The sequence below is a fragment of the Streptomyces sp. NRRL B-3229 genome (genome assembly GCF_000719505.1).
In the GTDB taxonomy this organism is placed as follows: Bacteria; Actinomycetota; Actinomycetes; order Streptomycetales; family Streptomycetaceae; genus Streptomyces; species Streptomyces griseorubiginosus.
Genome location: NZ_JOGP01000007.1, coordinates 78,051 through 93,779 on the forward strand (window position 1 = coordinate 78,051; position 15,729 = coordinate 93,779).

Genomic DNA, 15,729 nt, shown 5'->3' on the forward strand with positions numbered 1-15,729 from the left:
CGCACCTTTTCTGGGGGGAGCCAGCCATGAGTGACGACACCGCCGTCGACACCCGCCCGACGAAGATCATGTACGTCGCCGAGGCCACCGCGCACGGCGGCCGTGACGGCTATGTCACCAGCCAGGACGGCCAGATCGAGCTGAAGGTCGCGATGCCGCCGGCGCTCGGCGGGGACGGCAGCGGCACCAACCCTGAACAGCTGTTCGCCGCCGGCTACAGCTCCTGCTTCCACAACGCGCTGATCCTCGTCGGCAACCGCGCGGGCTACGACCTCACCGGTTCGACGGTCGCCGCGAAGGTCGGCATCGGCCCCAACAGGACCAAGGGCTACGGCCTCGCGGTCGCCCTCAGCGTCTCCCTGCCGGTCCTCGACGCGGACCTCGCGGCCAAGCTGGTGGACGCGGCCCACCAGGTCTGCCCCTACTCCAACGCGACCCGCGGGAACATCGACGTGACCATTCTGCTTGGCTGAGGGGGCAGCAGGCAGCAGTGGGAGGAGTGCGGACGTGGACGTGAACGGCACAGTCGCCGAGGGCTTCGAGCCGGTCAGGGTCGCGTTCGCGCGGAACTTCGAGACGCTCGGGGACCGGGGTGCGGCCCTCGCCGTGTACCGGGACGGGCGCAAGGTGGTCGACCTGTGGGCCGGCGCCAAGGACGTCGACGGCACCGAGCCCTGGCAACCCGGCACCGCGCAGGTCGTGCGCTCGGCGACCAAGGGTGTCGCCGCCGCCGTACTCCTGCTGCTGCGGCAGCGCGGGGAGCTCGACCTGGAGGCGCCGGTGGCCGAGCACTGGCCCGAGTTCAAGGGGCACGGCAAGGAGCGGGTGCTGGTGCGGCACGTGCTCAACCACCAGGCCGGGCTGCCGGTGATCGACCGGCCGCTCACCCCCGAGGAGGCCCTCGACCCACTGCGGGGCCCCGAGGCGGTGGCCGCCCAGGCACCCGTCTGGGAGCCCGGCACCGACCACGGGTACCACGCGCTGACGTACGGCTGGATGCTGGACGAGCTGGTGCGCCGGGTGACCGGGCTCGGCGCGGGCGAGTGGATCGCGCGGGAGATCGCCGGGCCGCTCGGGGCGGAGTTCTGGCTCGGTCTGCCCGCAGCGGAGGAGGCCGCCGGGCGGACCGGACGGGTGGGCCGCGTCGAGGCGCCGGAGCCGACCGGTGCGCTGCGCGCCAGGCCCAGGCGGTCGGTCACCGAGGCCTACCAGGACCCGGACTCCCTCACCCGGCGCGCCTTCGCCGCGATCACGCCGTTCCCCGACCAGAACGAGCCGGCGTACCGGGCGAGCGCGCTGCCCGCGACCAACGGGATCGCGACCGCCGACGGGCTGGCGCGGATCTACGCGGCGCTGATCGGCGAGGTCGACGGGGTGCGCCTGTTCGACCCGGCCACGGTGGAGCTCGCCCGGGCCGAGGAGTCGGCGGGACCGGACCGGGTGCTCGTCGTGAACACCCGGTTCGGCCTGGGCTACATGCTGCACGGCAGCGCCTCGCCGTTCCTCGGCGAGGGCTCCTTCGGACACCCCGGCCGCGGGGGCTCCCTCGGCTTCGCCGACCCGGAGACCGGCATCGCCCTCGGCTATGTCACCAACGGCTTCCGCAAGACGGTGACGGCGGACCCGCGGGCGCAGGCCCTGGTCAGGGCGGTGCGGGCGGCCCTGTGACCGCTGGACGTTGATCCGGGGGGGGAGGGGACGTCCGGCCGGGCGGCGCTGGACGTTGATCGGGTGGGACGTCCGGCCGGGCGGCGCTAGACGTTGATCGGGTGGGACGTCCGGCCGGACGCGTCGTCGATCTCGCCGTGCGCCTTGACGAGCAGTTGCATCGCGAGTTCGTTCAGCGCCCGGGCACCGGCGACCTCCTCCCCCACCCTGGGCTGGTTGCTGTCGGTGTGATGGCGGGTGGCGTGCCCGTGCGTGCGTACCTCGGTGCCGTCCGGCAGCCGGACCATCGCCGCCGCCCGCGTGTGCTGGTCGTCCTCCTGGAACTCCAGCTCGATGTGCCATCCCACAGCGGTGTGTGTCATGACGATCGCCTCCGAAGCGTGTGTTTCCAGGGTGCTCCTCGGCGGGCGGCGGCGCACGGGGGGTCAGCCGTCGGACTCCGCCGAGGGCAGGTAGGCGCCGGGTACGTCGTTCGGGGCGAAGACCTTCTTGTCGCCGGGGTAGGGCTTGGTCCAGTTGTGGGTCTGGTACCAGGTGTAGCGGTTCATCTGCTCGTTGTTGGCGTAGTCCGGCACCGCGTGCGGGCCGGTCAGGCGCTGGTGCGAGGCCCAGGCCTTCCACTGTGCCGCGAGCGGCTGCTCTGCCTTCGGCACGGCGGCGGACGTCGGCGCCGGGGCCGCGTCGGTGTCCTGCGCGGCCGGGGTGTCGGCACCGCAGGAGGGCGTGGGGCTCACGCCGAGGGTCAGCGAGGTGCGGTTGGGCACCGCGGTGAACGGGGTGGTGTCCGCCTTCGGGGTGAAGGCCCCGTACATCGGGGTGGCCGCGCTGTCCTTCTGGTTCATCGGGTGGATCCCGAGGATCTGCTCGATGGTGCGGATCATGGTGATCTGCGTGTAGTAGTGGCTGTCGACCGTGCCGTGCTGGGCGTACGGACTGATGACCTGGACCGGGGCCCGGTGGCCGTCGACGTGGTCGAGCCCGTTCTGCGAGTCGTCCTCGACGACGAAGATCGCCGAGTCCTTCCAGTACGTGCTGTGGGAGATCTCGTCGACCATCCGGCCGACCGCGAGGTCGTTGTCGGCGACCTCGGCGGCGGCGTTCGCCGGGCCGCCGGTGTGGTCGTTGGAGAACCAGAACATGTTCAGGTTCGCCGGGCCGTTCTTCTCGAAGTCCTGCTGCCAGATCTGCTCCTTGTAGATGTCCGGGACGTCGAGGTCGAACATCGGGAAGCCCTGCACGGAGACCTTGTTGAGCGAGGGGATCGCCGAGCCGATCTGGATGGGGTACTGGGTAGGCGCCCCGGTAGCGGCCATGGTCTTGGAGTCGCAGTACAGGTTCTGCCAGGTCGCCCCGGCCGGCTTGGACTCCGTCGACTGGAACTCGCCGAAGTCCTTGACCGACTCGCCTGCCGCCTGCGCCCCGGTCCACAGGAACCCGGACTTCTGGTGACCGAGGACGTCGTTCTCGGTGTCGTAACTGCGCGTGTACTCACCGGCGGACGACTCGGTGTACTCCGGGTTGTCCGACTGCATCAGCCAGTTGTGGCCCTCGGCGGAGTTGGTGCCGATGTCGTAGAAGTTGTCGTAGAGGCCGAACTGCTCGGCGAGCGCGTGCTGGTTGGGTGTGACGTTCGCGCCGAAGGTGGTGAGCGCCGGGTCGCCGTCGCCCTGGGGCAGGTCGCCGTAGACCTGGTCGTAGGTGCGGTTCTCCTTGACCAGCAGGAACACGTGCTTGATGGTCGAGGGGTCGCCGAGGCGGGCGGGGACGGGGACCGGCCTCGCACTCTTGGCCTTCTTCGCCGTGCGGACCGAGCCCGGCGTCCAGCCGTTCTGCTGGAAGACCTTGGCCGTCTGGGACCTGATCACGAAGTCGCTCGGCAGCGTGAACTCGGTCAGGCTGGACGTGGTGTCGTGGGTGCCGTGGCCGGTGGCGGTGGTGGGACGGCGGGCGTCGATGCCGCGGGTGTTGGAGACGACGACCTTCCCGCCGGCCGTGGCGATCTCGGCGGGGAAGTAGTCGGTGGGCAGCAGGCCCACGTAACCGGCCGGTTCCTGCGGGGACTTGTAGCGGTAGACGGCGACCGCGTTCGCGCGGCCCAGGGTCACCAGGAGGCGGCCGTCGTCGGTGAGGGTCACCGCGTCGGGTTCGTAGCCGACCCTCGCCTCGGGCCACGGCTGGGTGGCGATGGTCTGGACGACCTTGTCCTTGCGGGTGTCGATCACCGAGACGCTGTTGTCGGCGGTGTTGGTGACGAACACCGTGCCGCGCTTGGCGTAGACGGCGGTCGGGTGCAGACCGACCGTGATCGTTCCGACGGCGGCTGTGGGCTTGGCGGTGTCGATGACGCTGACCGTGCCGGTGGTCGAGGCACCGGTGTCCGGGTTCGCGGGCACCTGGGTGCCGTACGAGTTCATGGTGGTCTCGCCGGGCTTCGCCGGGCGGCCGCCCTCGTTGCTGACGTACAACTTGCCGTCGACCAGGGCGATTCCGCGCGGCGCGGTGCCGACGGACCAGGTCTGCTCGACGGTGCCGGTCGCCGCGTCGAGGGCGACGACGGTGTTCTGGCCGTTGACCGCCGCGTACACGGTGGAGCCGTCGGGCGAGAAGACGGCCCCGCCCACCAGCGCCTGCTGGGAGCCGACGGTCGGGATCGGGACGGCCACCGGGTCGGAGAGGGTGCCGTCGGCGTTCACCGTGAACTTCGTGTAGCCGGTGGCCTGGCCCAGCCACAGCTGCTTGCCGTCGGGCGAGTAGACCGGGCCCTCCTGACCGACGGCGGCGCTGCCGATGCGCAGGTCGTCGGCCGCGTTGGCGCCGATCTTCTGCTTCACCTGACCGGTCGCCAGGTCCATGATGACCAGGGCCGCGTCGCCGTCGGCGACGGCTGCCGCGAGGTGGGTGCCGTCCGGGCTGACCGTGGACGACATGATCTTGCCGTCGTTGATGACGGTCCGGCTGCCGTACGGCTTGAGGTACTGGTCGCTGGAGATGACCTCGCCCTTGGCGGTGTCCTGCGCGACCTGCTGGGTGCCGAACTGGTAGGTCGAGGCGACCGCGGTGCCGGTGACGCCCAGGGCGACCGCGATGCCGGCCGCCACCAGCAGGGTCCGGCGTCCGGCCGGCTGCTTCTCCCTGATACGGCGCGTTACGTGCATGGACCTATCCCTTCGAGGTGGTGTCGAGCAGGTCGACGTTTCCGTCGAACTGCCACAGCGGGTTCGGGGCGTCCCCGGTCTCGGTCCGCACCAGGAAGTAGCCGTTGACTTCCTTCGGACCGTCCCCGTCGGCCACGTACCGGCCGTCCGATCCGACGTCGAGTTGGTAGACGGCGGTCCCCGCGACCGCGGTCCCGGGCAGATGCCAGGTCACGACACACCGCCAGTCGTTGCCCGGACCCTGCTGCGCGGCCTGTCCGTCGCTCTTGGTGCAGGCCGCCGAGGCCCGCAACTGGGCCTCGGTGACGGCGGGCCGGTGCAGTTGGCCGGTCTGCATCCGGTAGAGGTGGGCGAAGGCCGTGGCGAGGGAGCGCTGGACCTTGGTCCGCTGGATGCCGTCCGCGGGGACGGCCACGGCGATCACCACGACGCTGAGGGCGAGAAGACCGGCGAGCGGGAGCAGCCCCGCGGTGAACGCGCGGCGCCCGGCACCGTCGTAGGCGAGGTTGGTGAAGTCCCGCCGCAGGAACAGCAGACAGGCCAGTGTGGTGGCGAGCGCGGCCCACACCAGGGAGACGGCGATCCCGATCAGGAGCGGGGCGAGCTGGGCGGGGCCGGTGAACAGGCCGTTCCAGGTGACGTAGGCGTTGCCGGGCAGGGCGAGGCGGACGGCGACGGGCAGGGGCAGCATCTGGGCGACCGACATCGCGAGCGCGAGGAGCGGCGGCAGCAGCAGGCCCGTTGGGGACCGGCCCAGCGCGACCGACCCGAGCAGGCCGATCGCGGCGAGGGCGAGGGTGGGGGCGAGGACCGCGGTCCAGGCGAGCAGGACCCGCGCCGCCGCGTCGCCGGGTGCCAGGAGGTGTCCGTCCAGGCCGACCAGCGGCTGGTCGCCGACCGCGGTGAGGCCGCCGACCGTGCCGGAGACGGCCAGTCCGGTCACCAGCAGCAGGACGACGGTGAGGCTGGCCAGCGCCTTCGCGGCGAAGATCCGCCGCGGTGAGCGGACCGCGACCAGCAGGTGCCGCCAGGTGCCGAGCCGGTCCTCGGCGGCGAACACGTCACCGGCGACCACCGAGGTCAGCAGCGGCAGCGCCCAGGTGCCCGCGAACCCGAGGACCACCAGAGGGCCGGCCCAGCCGGTGGCGTGCATCCAGCGGCCGAAGAGGGTGTCGGAGGGCAGGGTGCTCTGCTGCGACACCCCGGCGACGAAGAGCCCGGGAGCGATCCAGCAGGCGAGGAGCAGGAGCCGGACGCGCCACTGGGCGAGGAGCTTGCGCAGCTCGAAGCGGTAGACGCGGGAGACCGGGACCGCGGGGGCGGTGGTCTCCCGGATCGCGGTGGCCGTCATCCGTCCGCCTCCCGGGACGCGGTGAGCTCCAGGAAGGCCGCTTCCAACGGCGAGACCACGGGGGCCAGTTCACGTACCGCGATGCCCGACGTCACGAGCCGCGCGACGAGTTCGTCGAGGGCGGGCACCCGTGCGCGGACGACGAGTCCGGCGTCCTGTCGTACGGCCGCCTCGTCGTCGACGATCCGGACCCCGTCGGTGCCGTCGGCCAGCCGGCGCGCGGCCTCCGGGTCGGAGGTCCGTACCCGGTAGTCGAGTGCGCGGCTCTCCGTGGCCAGCTTGCCGAGCGGGCCGGAGAACACGACGCGTCCGGTGGCGAGGAGGGTGACCTCGGAGCAGAGCGCCTCCAGGTCGTCCATGCGGTGGCTGGAGACCACGACAGCGGTGCCGCCCGCGGCGAGCCGGTCGAGCACGCCGTGCACATGCCGTTTTCCGGCCGGGTCCAGGCCGTTGGCGGGCTCGTCGAGGACCAGCAGCCGCGGCCGGGTCAGCAGCGCGGCGGCGAGCCCGAGCCGCTGGCGCATGCCGAGGGAGAAGCCGCGGGCCCGTTCGTCGGCGACGGCGGTGAGCCCGACCTGGTCGAGCACGTCGTCGACGTCCGCGGTACGTTCCCGTCCGCCCCGGAGCCGGGCCAGTGCGGCGAGGTTCTGCCGGGCGGTGAGCGAGGGGTAGAGACCGGGCCCGTCCACGAATCCGGCGACCGAGCCGGGGGCGGCGAACTCCCGCCCGACCGGGGCCCCGAGGATCTCCAGAGTGCCGCTGTCGGCGACGGCCAGCCCCAGCAGCAGCCCGAGCAGGGTCGTCTTCCCGGCCCCGTTCGGCCCGACCAGGCCGTGGATCTGACCTTGCGTCACGTCCAGGTCGACGCCGTCGAGCGCGACGACGTCCCCGAACCCCTTGCTGATCCCACGGGCCCGGACCGCGTGCCGTGTGTCCATGAGTCCCCTCTTCCGGTTCCGGAGGGACCCTAGGGACGGCACACGGCCAGACCGCGAACCCCCGCCTGAACGCTCAGGGAACGAACCGTCAAGGCCTCGGCAAGGACGGCAAGGGAGGGCAAACGGGGAGTGGGGTCCGGCGGGGCTTGACCCGCCCGCTCAAGAAAGACCGCCGGGGACCGGGCCCGGCGGCCTAACCCGCGTGCAGCATCAGCCCGATCCCCGCGACCAGCAGACCCGCCGCGACGATCCTCGGCGCCCCGAACCGCTCCTTGAAGAAGACCGCGCCGATGGCCGCGCCGACGATGATGGAGGACTCGCGCAGGGCCGCGATCGGGGCGAGTTCGGCCTTCGTCTGCGCCCACAGGACCAGGCCGTACGCGGCCACGGAGAGGGCGGCGCCCAGGAGGCCGACGGGGGCGAACGGACGCAGAACAGGGACGAATTGACCGCGCCAGCGGGTGAGCGCGTACGCCGGGATCACCACGCCCTGCACCGCCATCAGCCAGGCGATGTAGCCGAGGGAGGAGCCGGAGGCGCGCACGCCGAGTCCGTCGACGAGCGTGTACACGGCGATGCTGAGGCCGGTCGCCAGCGCGGCGCCGATCGCCGCCCAGTCGGGCCGCCGTCCGCGCAGCCCCCACAGGGCGACCCCGGTGAGTCCCGCGCAGGACAGGGCGATCCCGGCGGCGGCCCAGCCGTCGGGCACCTCATGGGCGAACAGGGCGGCGAGCACCGTGACGACGAGGGGCGCGGTGCCGCGCGCGATCGGATAGGCCTGCCCGAAGTCGCCGAGCCGGAAGGACTTCATCAGCAGCGCGTAGTAGGCGATGTGGACGCAGGAGGAGGTGAGCAGATACGGCCAGGCCCCGGCCGCCGGAACCGCCGCGAGGGGGATGATCGCGAGCCCGATGAGCATGCCGCCGCCGGAGATCAGCGTGAACCCGACCAGCTTGTCGGTGATCCGGTGCGCGATGGCGTTCCAGCTGGCGTGCGTGACCGCGGCGAGAAGGACGGCCGCGGTGACGAGCGGGGTCACGAGGTGTGCTCGCGGACGTCCACGAGGGTGGCGCCGGCGTGGGCGACGAGGTCCTTGGGCGCGATGGGGAAGACGGCGTGCGGATTTCCGGCGGCGGCCCACACGAGGTCGTGGTCGAGCAGCGCCCGGTCGGCGAGGACCCGGGTCCGCGTCCGGTGCCCGAACGGCGGCACACCTCCGATGGCGTATCCGGTCGTCTCCCGTACGACGTCGGCCTTGGCCCGGGTGACCTTGTCGGCACCGAGCTCCCGGCGCACCAGCTCGACATCGACGCGTGAGGCCCCGTCCATCAGCACCAGCACCGGCACCCCGTCCGCCGCGAAGATCAGCGACTTGCAGATCTGTCCGAGCTCGCAGCCGACGGCCGCGGCGGCCTCGGCGGCGGTCCGGGTCGCGTCCGGGAAACGGCGGACCTTCGCGTTGAGCTCGTCGAGTCCCAGCTCCCTCAGGGCCTCGGTGAAACGGGGGTGGGCGGCGTCTTCGGTCGTCATGTCCGTCACGCTAGCGGTGGGTGTACGGGCCACGCGACCCTGTTCCACGGAGCGTTCCGGTTCCCGCTCCCGTCGTGCAGGATGCTGCGATGACCCCGACTCCCGGCATACGCCCCTACGGCCCCCAGGACCGTGCCGCCCTCGACGACATCTGCGTCCGCACCGCGCACGTCGGCCAGGACGCGCGCCCCCACTACCGCGACCCCGGTGTCTTCCCGGCGGCCTTCGCGCAGCCGTACGCCCATCTCGAGCCGGAACTGGTCTTCGTGCTGGACGACGGCGAGGGGCGGGCCGTCGGGTACGTCGTGGGGACCGCGGACACGGCCCGGTTCGTGGCGGACTACCGTGCCGAGTGGATTCCGCTCGTGGCCGACCGCTATCCGAGGCCCGCCGGGCCGCCGCGCACCCCGGACGAGGAGATCGTGGCGCTGCTGCACGATCCGGAGCGGATGCTGGTGCCCGAAGTCGCCGCGTATCCGGCCCACTTGCACATCGACCTCCTGCCCGACTGGCAGGGGCGCGGGTACGGGCGGGCGCTGATGGGCAGTCTGCTGGGCGCCCTCCACGAGAAGGGCGTGCCCGCCGTGCACCTGTGCATGCTGTCCGCCAACACCCCGGCCCGCGCCTTCTACGACCGTCTCGGCTTCCACGAGATAGCCGTACCGGATCCCGGACCGGTCACCTATCTGGGCCGGCCGACGGCAGCGGGGAGCTGGTGAGCGGGTCGGTCGGGGAGCCGGTGGGCGGGTCAGTCGTGGCGAATGCCCAGCGCCGGGAGGACCACGGCGTCGATGTACGAGATGAGGTAGGCCTGGGTCGGCGGCAGCTCGTCGATCATCGTGCGGGCGGCGAACCCGCCGAGCATCATGTGGATCATGAAGCCGATGGCCGGGTTGTCGGCGCGCACCTCACCCCGGTCGACGGCCCGCTGCACGATCCGGTGGAACGCCTCCATCTCGGGCTCGATGAGGTGCTCGCGGAACGCCTTCAGGAGATCCGGGTTGCCGTGGATCGCCATGGCCAGCCCTCGCATGAGCGCGGAGTCCTGCTCCATCTTGCAGTCGTCCGAGCGCAGGGTGAGGGCGTGCAGGTCGCCCCGGAGCGAACCGGTGTCGACCTCGTCGAGACCGAGGGCGCCGGGCTTGGAGTGCCGGACCGCCTTCGCCACCAGCTCGGCCTTGCCGCCCCACTGCCGGTAGAGCGTGGCCTTGCTGGACCGGGTGCGCGCCGCGACGGCGTCCATGGTCAGGGTGTCGTACCCGACCTCCCTCAGCAGGTCGAGCACGGCCCCGTAGAGCTCGGCCTCACGCTCGGGGGTGATACGGCTGCGACGTGCTGTCGTGACCTCGGTCATGCCACTCACCCTTCCCGCTCAGGACATCGAACGACACTGTTTCGTACGACTCGAATGTAGCGCATACACAAGCGAAACGAAACGGTTTCGTTCGTGTGATGGGTCACCTCCCGGTCATCCCTCGGTCACTCATGAGTTACCCCTGCACCCGAGTCCAGGAGATTTTTCATAAGTTGCTCCGGTCCATCCCCCGGAAAAGCATGGGGAGGTGAGCTATCTGCGCCTTCCGCACCTGAGCGGCGACCTGCTGTGCTTCGTCGCCGAGGACGACCTCTGGCTGGCCCCCCTCGACGCCCCGGGCCGCGCCTGGCGGCTGACCGTGGACCGCACGAAGGTCGGCCACCCCCGCTTCTCCCCCGACGGCACCCGCATCGCGTATACGAGCTGGCGCAGCCTCATGCCCGAGATCCACCTGGCCGAGGTGGACGGCGGACCGGCCCGGCGGCTCACCTACTGGGGCTCCTCGGACACCCAGGTGACCGGCTGGACCCCGAACGGCGAGATCCTCGCCGTCGCCTCCCACGGCGAGCCCTTCTCCTACTTCACCTGGGCGTACAAGGTCCCCACCGACGGCTCCCCCGGCCGCAAACTCCCCTGGGGCCCGGTCTCCGACATCCAGGTCGCCGACCGCAGGACCCTCCTGCTGACCGGCACCCCGCCCCACGAACCGGCCGCCTGGAAGCGCTACCGGGGCGGCGCCACCGGCCGGCTCTGGCTGCACGGCGAACGCCTGCTGCCGGACCTGAACGGCCACCTCCACTCCCCCATGTTCGTCGGTGACCGGATCGCCTTCCTCTCCGACCACGAGGGCGTCGGCAACCTCTACTCCTGCACTCCCGAGGGCTCCGACCTGCGCCGCCACACCGACCACGACGCCTTCTACGCCCGGCACGCGGCGAGCGACGGCACCCGGGTGGTGTACCAGTGCGGCGGCGACCTGTGGATCGTGGACGACCTCGCGTCGGCGGAGCCCCGCAGGCTCGACGTACGGCTGAGCGGGCCGCGCGCGGGACGCCGTACGTACCAGGTGCCCGCCGCCCAGCACGTGGACGGCATCTCGGTCGACGAGACGGGCCGGGCGAGCGCGGTCGTCGTCCGGGGCAGCCTGTACTGGCTCACCCACCGGGACGGTCCCGCGCGCACGATCACCGACACCCCGGGGGTACGGGTCCGGCTCCCGGAGATGCTCGGTTCCGTCGGCCAGGTCGCGTACGTGACGGACGCGGAGGGCGAGGACGCCGTCGAGATCGCGTCCCTGCCCCGGGCGACCGGCGACCGCGCGCCCCGGCGCCTGGCCTCCGGCGGCCTCGGCCGGGTCCTGGAGCTGGTCTCCGACCCCCGGGGCGAACGCCTGGCCATCGCCTCGCACGACGGCCGCCTGCTGCTCCTGACCGTGCCTGACAGTGCGGCTGACGCCGCGGGCACGGAGGGCTCCGACGGGGAGGTCACCGAGCTGAACGCCACGAAGGACTCAGACGGGCAGGTCACCGAGCTGATCCGGTCCGTCAACGGCCCGGTCCGCGACCTCGCCTTCTCGCCGGACGGCAACTGGCTGACGTGGTCGCACCCCGGCATCGGCCGCTCGCTGCGCCAGATCAAGATGGCCCGTATCGCTCCGAAGGGAGAAGGCGACCGGCTGATCGTGGACGTCACCAACGGCCGCTTCGAGGACGAGAACCCGGTCTTCACGAGGGACGGCCGCTACCTGGCCTTCCTCTCCTGGCGCGGCTTCGACCCGGTGTACGACGTCCACACCGGCGACCTGTCCTTCCCGCTCGGCTGCCGCCCCTATCTGGTCCCGCTGTCCTCCGCGACCCCCTCCCCCTTCGCCCTCAACCCCGAGGGCCGCCCGGCCGCCGGGGGCCTGGACCCGTTCCCCACCGACGAGGACGGCGACGGGGCCGCCGTGACCGTGGAGACCGAGGGCCTGGAGAGCCGGGTCACCCCGTTCCCGGTCCCCGCCTCCAAGTACTCGGCGCTGCACCCGGTCGCGGGCGGCGGCCTGGTCTGGCTGCGCTGGCCGATCTCGGGCGCGCTCGGCGAGACCTTCGTCAACCCGGACGACACCTCCGAGCGCCCCACCCTCGAACACTTCGCCGTCGGCAAGGCGAAGAAGACCGAACTCGTCGAGCATCTGGACTGGTTCGCGGTCAGCGGCGACGGCTCCCGGCTGGTCCTGGTGGACGAGGGCGAGCTGCGCGCGACCCCCGCGACGGAGTCCGGCGACAGCGACTCGACCGTCTGGATCGACCTGCGCCGCATCCTGCACGAGGTCGACCCGCCCGCGGAGTGGCGCCAGTCGTACGAGGAGGCGGGCCGGCTGATCCGGGCGTACTTCTGGGACCCCGGGATGTGCGGCATCAACTGGGACGCGGTCCTCGACCAGTACCGTCCGCTGCTCGAACGGGTCGCCTCCCCCGACGAGTTCGCCGACCTGCTGCGCGAGGTCCTCGGCGAACTGGGCACCTCCCACGCCTACGTCACCCCCGCCCGCCGCAACGAGGGCCCGCCCCACTACCAGCGCCGCCAGGGCCTGCTGGGCGCCAACTTCGAGCTGAGGGAAGGCGGTTGGACGGTCCGGCGGATCCTCCCGGGCGACTCCTCGGACTCCAGGGCCCGCTCCCCGCTGGCCGGCACGGGCATCCGCGAGGGCGCGGTCCTCACCCACGTGGACGGCCGCCCGGTCGATCCGGTCGCGGGCCCGTACCCTCTCCTCGCGGCGGCGGGCGGTACGACGGTGGAGCTGACCTTCACCCCGGCCGCGGGCGAGGGCGGCTCCCGCCGGGTCGCGGTGGTCCCCCTCGTCGACGAACGCCCCCTGCGCTACCAGGACTGGGTGGCCAAACGCCGGGCCGTGGTCAGGGAGCTGAGCGGCGGCCGCTGCGGCTATCTGCACATCCCGGACATGGGCGGCTCGGGCTGGGCCCAGTTCAACCGGGATCTGCGCATGGAGGTCTCCCGCCCCGCCCTGATCGTCGACGTCCGCGGCAACGCGGGCGGCCACATCAGCGAACTGGTGGTGGAGAAGCTGACCCGCACCATCCTCGGCTGGGACCTGACGAGGAACGCCCAGCCGGTGTCGTACGCCTCGAACGCCCCGCGCGGCCCGGTGGTCGCCCTCGCCGACGAGGCGACCTCCTCGGACGGCGACATGATCACGGCCGCCTTCAAACTCCTGAAGCTGGGCCCGGTGGTGGGCCAGCGCACCTGGGGCGGGGTGGTCGGCATGACCGGCCGCCACCAGCTCGGCGACGGCACGGTGATCACGGTCCCGATGAACGCGGCCTGGTTCGACGCGTACGGCTGGTCCGTCGAGAACGAGGGAGTGACCCCGGACCTGGAGATCCTGCGCACCCCGCTGGACTGGGCGGAGGGCCGGCACGCCCAACTCGACGACGCGGTACAGCTCGCACTGACCTTGCTGGAGGCGAACCCCCCGGCGACCCCGCCCGACTACCGGGACGTCCCGAACAGGTCGAGGCCGAAGTTGCCGCCCAGGTAGGTGCTTTTTGCTTCTTGCCCTTAGGGGCGCGGGGAACTGCGCGAGAAGCCCCACCGGCCGGCAGCCGAACACAAAGCGCGGGGCGCCCTCCAACAACCAGAGGGCACCCCGCACTTCAAGCAGTGACTACATGTCGTAGTCGGGGTCCAGCCGCTCCTGCTCCTCGCGCCGCATCCGCTCGGACTCCTCGTCCCGCATCCGCTCGCTGTCCTGCTCGCCGCGGCGACCCCGCTGGGCCTGCTCCCGGCCCTCCTGGGCCTTCTGCTTGGCCTGCTGCTGCCACTGCTCGGACTTGTCCTGGAACTGGTCCTTGATACCCATGTGGGTTCACTCCCGTGGGGGTGAGGGAAGAGCCCCGGTCCGGGGCCTCGACCAGATTCACACGGCCGGACAAAGAACGCATTTCGATCAACTACGGTGCGTAGCGCGAGCCTCCTCGTCCGCCGCCCCACCTGCACCGACGAGCCCGGTGCGGATGCCCTCCAACCGCTGTCCGAACCGCCGCATCTCCCGCTGTCCGACGGTCCCGATGAGCCCCGGCAGAGCCCCGCGCAGGCCCTGCATCCCGCGCAGCCACCCCTGCCCGTACACATGGCTGGAGCGCCGCTCGATCCCGGCCACGATCCGCTCCACGGCGGGCCCCAGCGGATACGTCTTGTTGGCCGGCCACGGCAGCCGCTGCCGCAACTCCCGCATCACGTCGTCCTGGTCGGCCCCGCGCACCATGTCGGTGTCGGTCCACGACAGGTACCCGACCCCGACCCGCACGCCCCGGTAGCCGACCTCGGCCCGCAGGCTGTGCGCGAACGCCTCCACACCGGACTTGGACGCGCAGTACGCCGTCATCATCGGCGACGGCGTGATCGCGGCGAGCGAGGCGATCTGGAGCAGGTACCCCCGGCTCTCGACGAGCGCCGGGAGGAACGCCCGTGCGGTGACGGCCGATCCGACGAGGTTGACCTCGATGACCCGCCGCCATGCCTCGGGATCGGAGTCGACGAAGGGCCCGCCGGTCGCGACCCCCGCGTTGGCGACCACGATGTCGACCTTCCCGAACCGCTCCTTCACCTCCTCCGCGACCCGCGCCATCGCCTCGTGGTCCGTCACGTCGGCGTACCAGTGGTCGCTGTCGCCGTGCAGCCGCTCGGACAGCTGCTTGAGCGCGTCCGGTTCGAGGCCGACCAGCGCGACCTTCGCGCCGCGCGCGGACAGCTTGCGGGCGAGCAGCTCGCCCACGCCCCGCGCGGCCCCCGTGACGACCGCGACCTGCCCTTCCAGACCGACCCTGCTCATGCGCCCTCCCTGACCTGGACGTAACTGCTGACGAGTTCCCGGATCCGCGCGCTGACCAGCTCGGGCGCCTCGACCGGCGTCATGTGGCCGAGCCCGGGCAGCTCGGTCACCCCGAGACTGCGGGGCAGCGCGGCGGCCAACCGGTGTGCGTGCGCCGGCGGGGTGAGCCGGTCGGCGGTCCCGACGAGGACGGCCGTGGGCACGGCGAGCTGCCGTACGCCCTGGTCCAGGTCGAGTAGATCGAGCACCTGCGACCATGCGTGGCGCACCTTGCGCGGACACGCGTGCACGATTTGCGCGCACGCCTCCACCATGTGCGGGGCCGAACCGGGGCCCATCGTGCCGTACTTGAGGATCCGCAGCGCGAGCGGTGTGACCGGCCCGAGCGGCGCCCGCGCCCCGAGGACGTGCCGGGTCAGCCAGGTGCGCAGCCGCCCGGCCCGGATCGGCACCACGGTCGACTCGGCGACCAGCCGCGACGACCCGGTGCTGCACAGCAGGACGGCCGCCGCGTGCTCCCGGAACGCCGGCCGGTCCGCCGCCGCCATCACCGTCATCCCGCCCATGGAGTGACCGACGACGACCGCTTTCTCGTCCGCCGCGAGGGTCGCCTCCAGCACGGCCACGAGGTCGTCGGCGAGGGCGTCCGCACTGCACGCCGGGCTCGCCGGACTGCGTCCGTGACCACGCTGGTCGTACGCGATGACCCGGTGGTCCACGGAGAGTTCGCGGATCTGCGCGGCCCAGAAGGCGGTGGAACAGGTCCAGCCGTGCGCCAGCACGACCGGGGGCGCGCCCTCGGGGCCGTGCACCTCGACGTGCAGCCGGGCGCCGTCGGCGGAGGTCACGGTCAGTTCGCCGGCCGGCACGGGCGGGGCGTACGGCCCGGAGTCGACATGGGCGAGCCGGCTCATACGGCGGCCGGCAGGGGCTGGGCG

At 72.1% G+C, this 15,729-nt stretch carries 14 protein-coding genes; 4 read left to right on the plus strand and 10 right to left on the minus strand.

The window, feature by feature from the left end; genetic code table 11:
- Positions 1–26 precede the first annotated feature (26 nt).
- Both IF54_RS0112245 and IF54_RS0112250 read left to right on the plus strand, forming a co-directional pair.
- Complete coding sequence (locus tag IF54_RS0112245) at positions 27–473, plus strand: organic hydroperoxide resistance protein (protein ID WP_030317527.1); 447 nt, start codon at positions 27–29, stop codon at positions 471–473.
- Between the two features lie 34 nt (positions 474–507).
- On the plus strand, positions 508–1,668 hold the full coding sequence (locus tag IF54_RS0112250; protein ID WP_030317530.1) for a serine hydrolase domain-containing protein: 1,161 nt from the start codon (positions 508–510) through the stop codon (positions 1,666–1,668).
- 86 nt (positions 1,669–1,754) lie between these two features.
- Here IF54_RS0112250 and IF54_RS0112255 read toward each other — a convergent pair whose 3' ends face one another.
- The 6 genes from IF54_RS0112255 to IF54_RS0112280 form a co-directional block, all read right to left on the minus strand.
- Positions 1,755–2,030 carry a DUF1876 domain-containing protein gene (locus tag IF54_RS0112255; protein ID WP_030317532.1) on the minus strand — a complete coding sequence of 92 codons (276 nt, stop codon included), beginning with the start codon at positions 2,028–2,030 and terminating at the stop codon, positions 1,755–1,757.
- Between the two features lie 63 nt (positions 2,031–2,093).
- Entirely contained in the window at positions 2,094–4,823 is a 2,730-nt protein-coding gene (locus tag IF54_RS0112260; protein ID WP_030317534.1) for a bifunctional YncE family protein/alkaline phosphatase family protein, read from the minus strand.
- A 4-nt stretch (positions 4,824–4,827) separates the two neighbouring features.
- Complete coding sequence (locus IF54_RS0112265) at positions 4,828–6,174, minus strand: ABC transporter permease (protein WP_030317536.1); 1,347 nt, start codon at positions 6,172–6,174, stop codon at positions 4,828–4,830.
- Positions 6,171–7,112, minus strand: coding sequence for an ABC transporter ATP-binding protein (locus IF54_RS0112270; protein ID WP_030317538.1), 942 nt, complete (start codon positions 7,110–7,112; stop codon positions 6,171–6,173). The genes IF54_RS0112265 and IF54_RS0112270 overlap by 4 nt, the downstream gene beginning before the upstream one ends.
- A gap of 193 nt (positions 7,113–7,305) precedes the next feature.
- Complete coding sequence (locus tag IF54_RS0112275; RefSeq protein ID WP_030317539.1) at positions 7,306–8,151, minus strand: DMT family transporter; 846 nt, start codon at positions 8,149–8,151, stop codon at positions 7,306–7,308.
- Positions 8,148–8,642, minus strand: coding sequence for a YbaK/EbsC family protein (locus IF54_RS0112280; protein WP_030317540.1), 495 nt, complete (start codon positions 8,640–8,642; stop codon positions 8,148–8,150). The genes IF54_RS0112275 and IF54_RS0112280 overlap by 4 nt, the downstream gene beginning before the upstream one ends.
- 89 nt (positions 8,643–8,731) lie before the next feature.
- On the opposite strand from IF54_RS0112280, the gene IF54_RS0112285 reads away from it, so the two are divergent.
- Positions 8,732–9,361, plus strand: coding sequence for a GNAT family N-acetyltransferase (locus IF54_RS0112285; RefSeq protein WP_030317541.1), 630 nt, complete (start codon positions 8,732–8,734; stop codon positions 9,359–9,361).
- A 29-nt stretch (positions 9,362–9,390) separates the two neighbouring features.
- Here the strand turns inward: IF54_RS0112285 and IF54_RS0112290 are convergent, their stop codons facing one another.
- A complete protein-coding gene (locus tag IF54_RS0112290) occupies positions 9,391–9,996 on the minus strand; it encodes a TetR/AcrR family transcriptional regulator (protein WP_030317542.1) in 606 nt (201 codons plus the stop codon).
- Positions 9,997–10,204: 208 nt separating this feature from the next.
- Between IF54_RS0112290 and IF54_RS0112295 the strand changes: the two genes are divergently transcribed.
- The gene (locus IF54_RS0112295) at positions 10,205–13,498 is read left to right on the plus strand and encodes a S41 family peptidase (RefSeq protein WP_030317544.1); all 3,294 of its coding nucleotides are present in this window, start codon (positions 10,205–10,207) and stop codon (positions 13,496–13,498) included.
- Positions 13,499–13,624: 126 nt separating this feature from the next.
- Here the strand turns inward: IF54_RS0112295 and IF54_RS0112300 are convergent, their stop codons facing one another.
- From IF54_RS0112300 to IF54_RS0112310, 3 genes are all read right to left on the minus strand, one after another.
- Positions 13,625–13,819, minus strand: coding sequence for a hypothetical protein (locus IF54_RS0112300; protein ID WP_030317546.1), 195 nt, complete (start codon positions 13,817–13,819; stop codon positions 13,625–13,627).
- A gap of 87 nt (positions 13,820–13,906) precedes the next feature.
- Positions 13,907–14,791, minus strand: a complete 885-nt coding sequence (locus tag IF54_RS0112305) for an SDR family oxidoreductase (RefSeq protein ID WP_030317549.1) — start codon at positions 14,789–14,791, stop codon at positions 13,907–13,909.
- Positions 14,788–15,705, minus strand: coding sequence for an alpha/beta fold hydrolase (locus tag IF54_RS0112310; RefSeq protein ID WP_030317555.1), 918 nt, complete (start codon positions 15,703–15,705; stop codon positions 14,788–14,790). Before IF54_RS0112310 ends, IF54_RS0112305 begins: the two co-directional genes overlap by 4 nt.
- Positions 15,706–15,729: the final 24 nt, after the last annotated feature.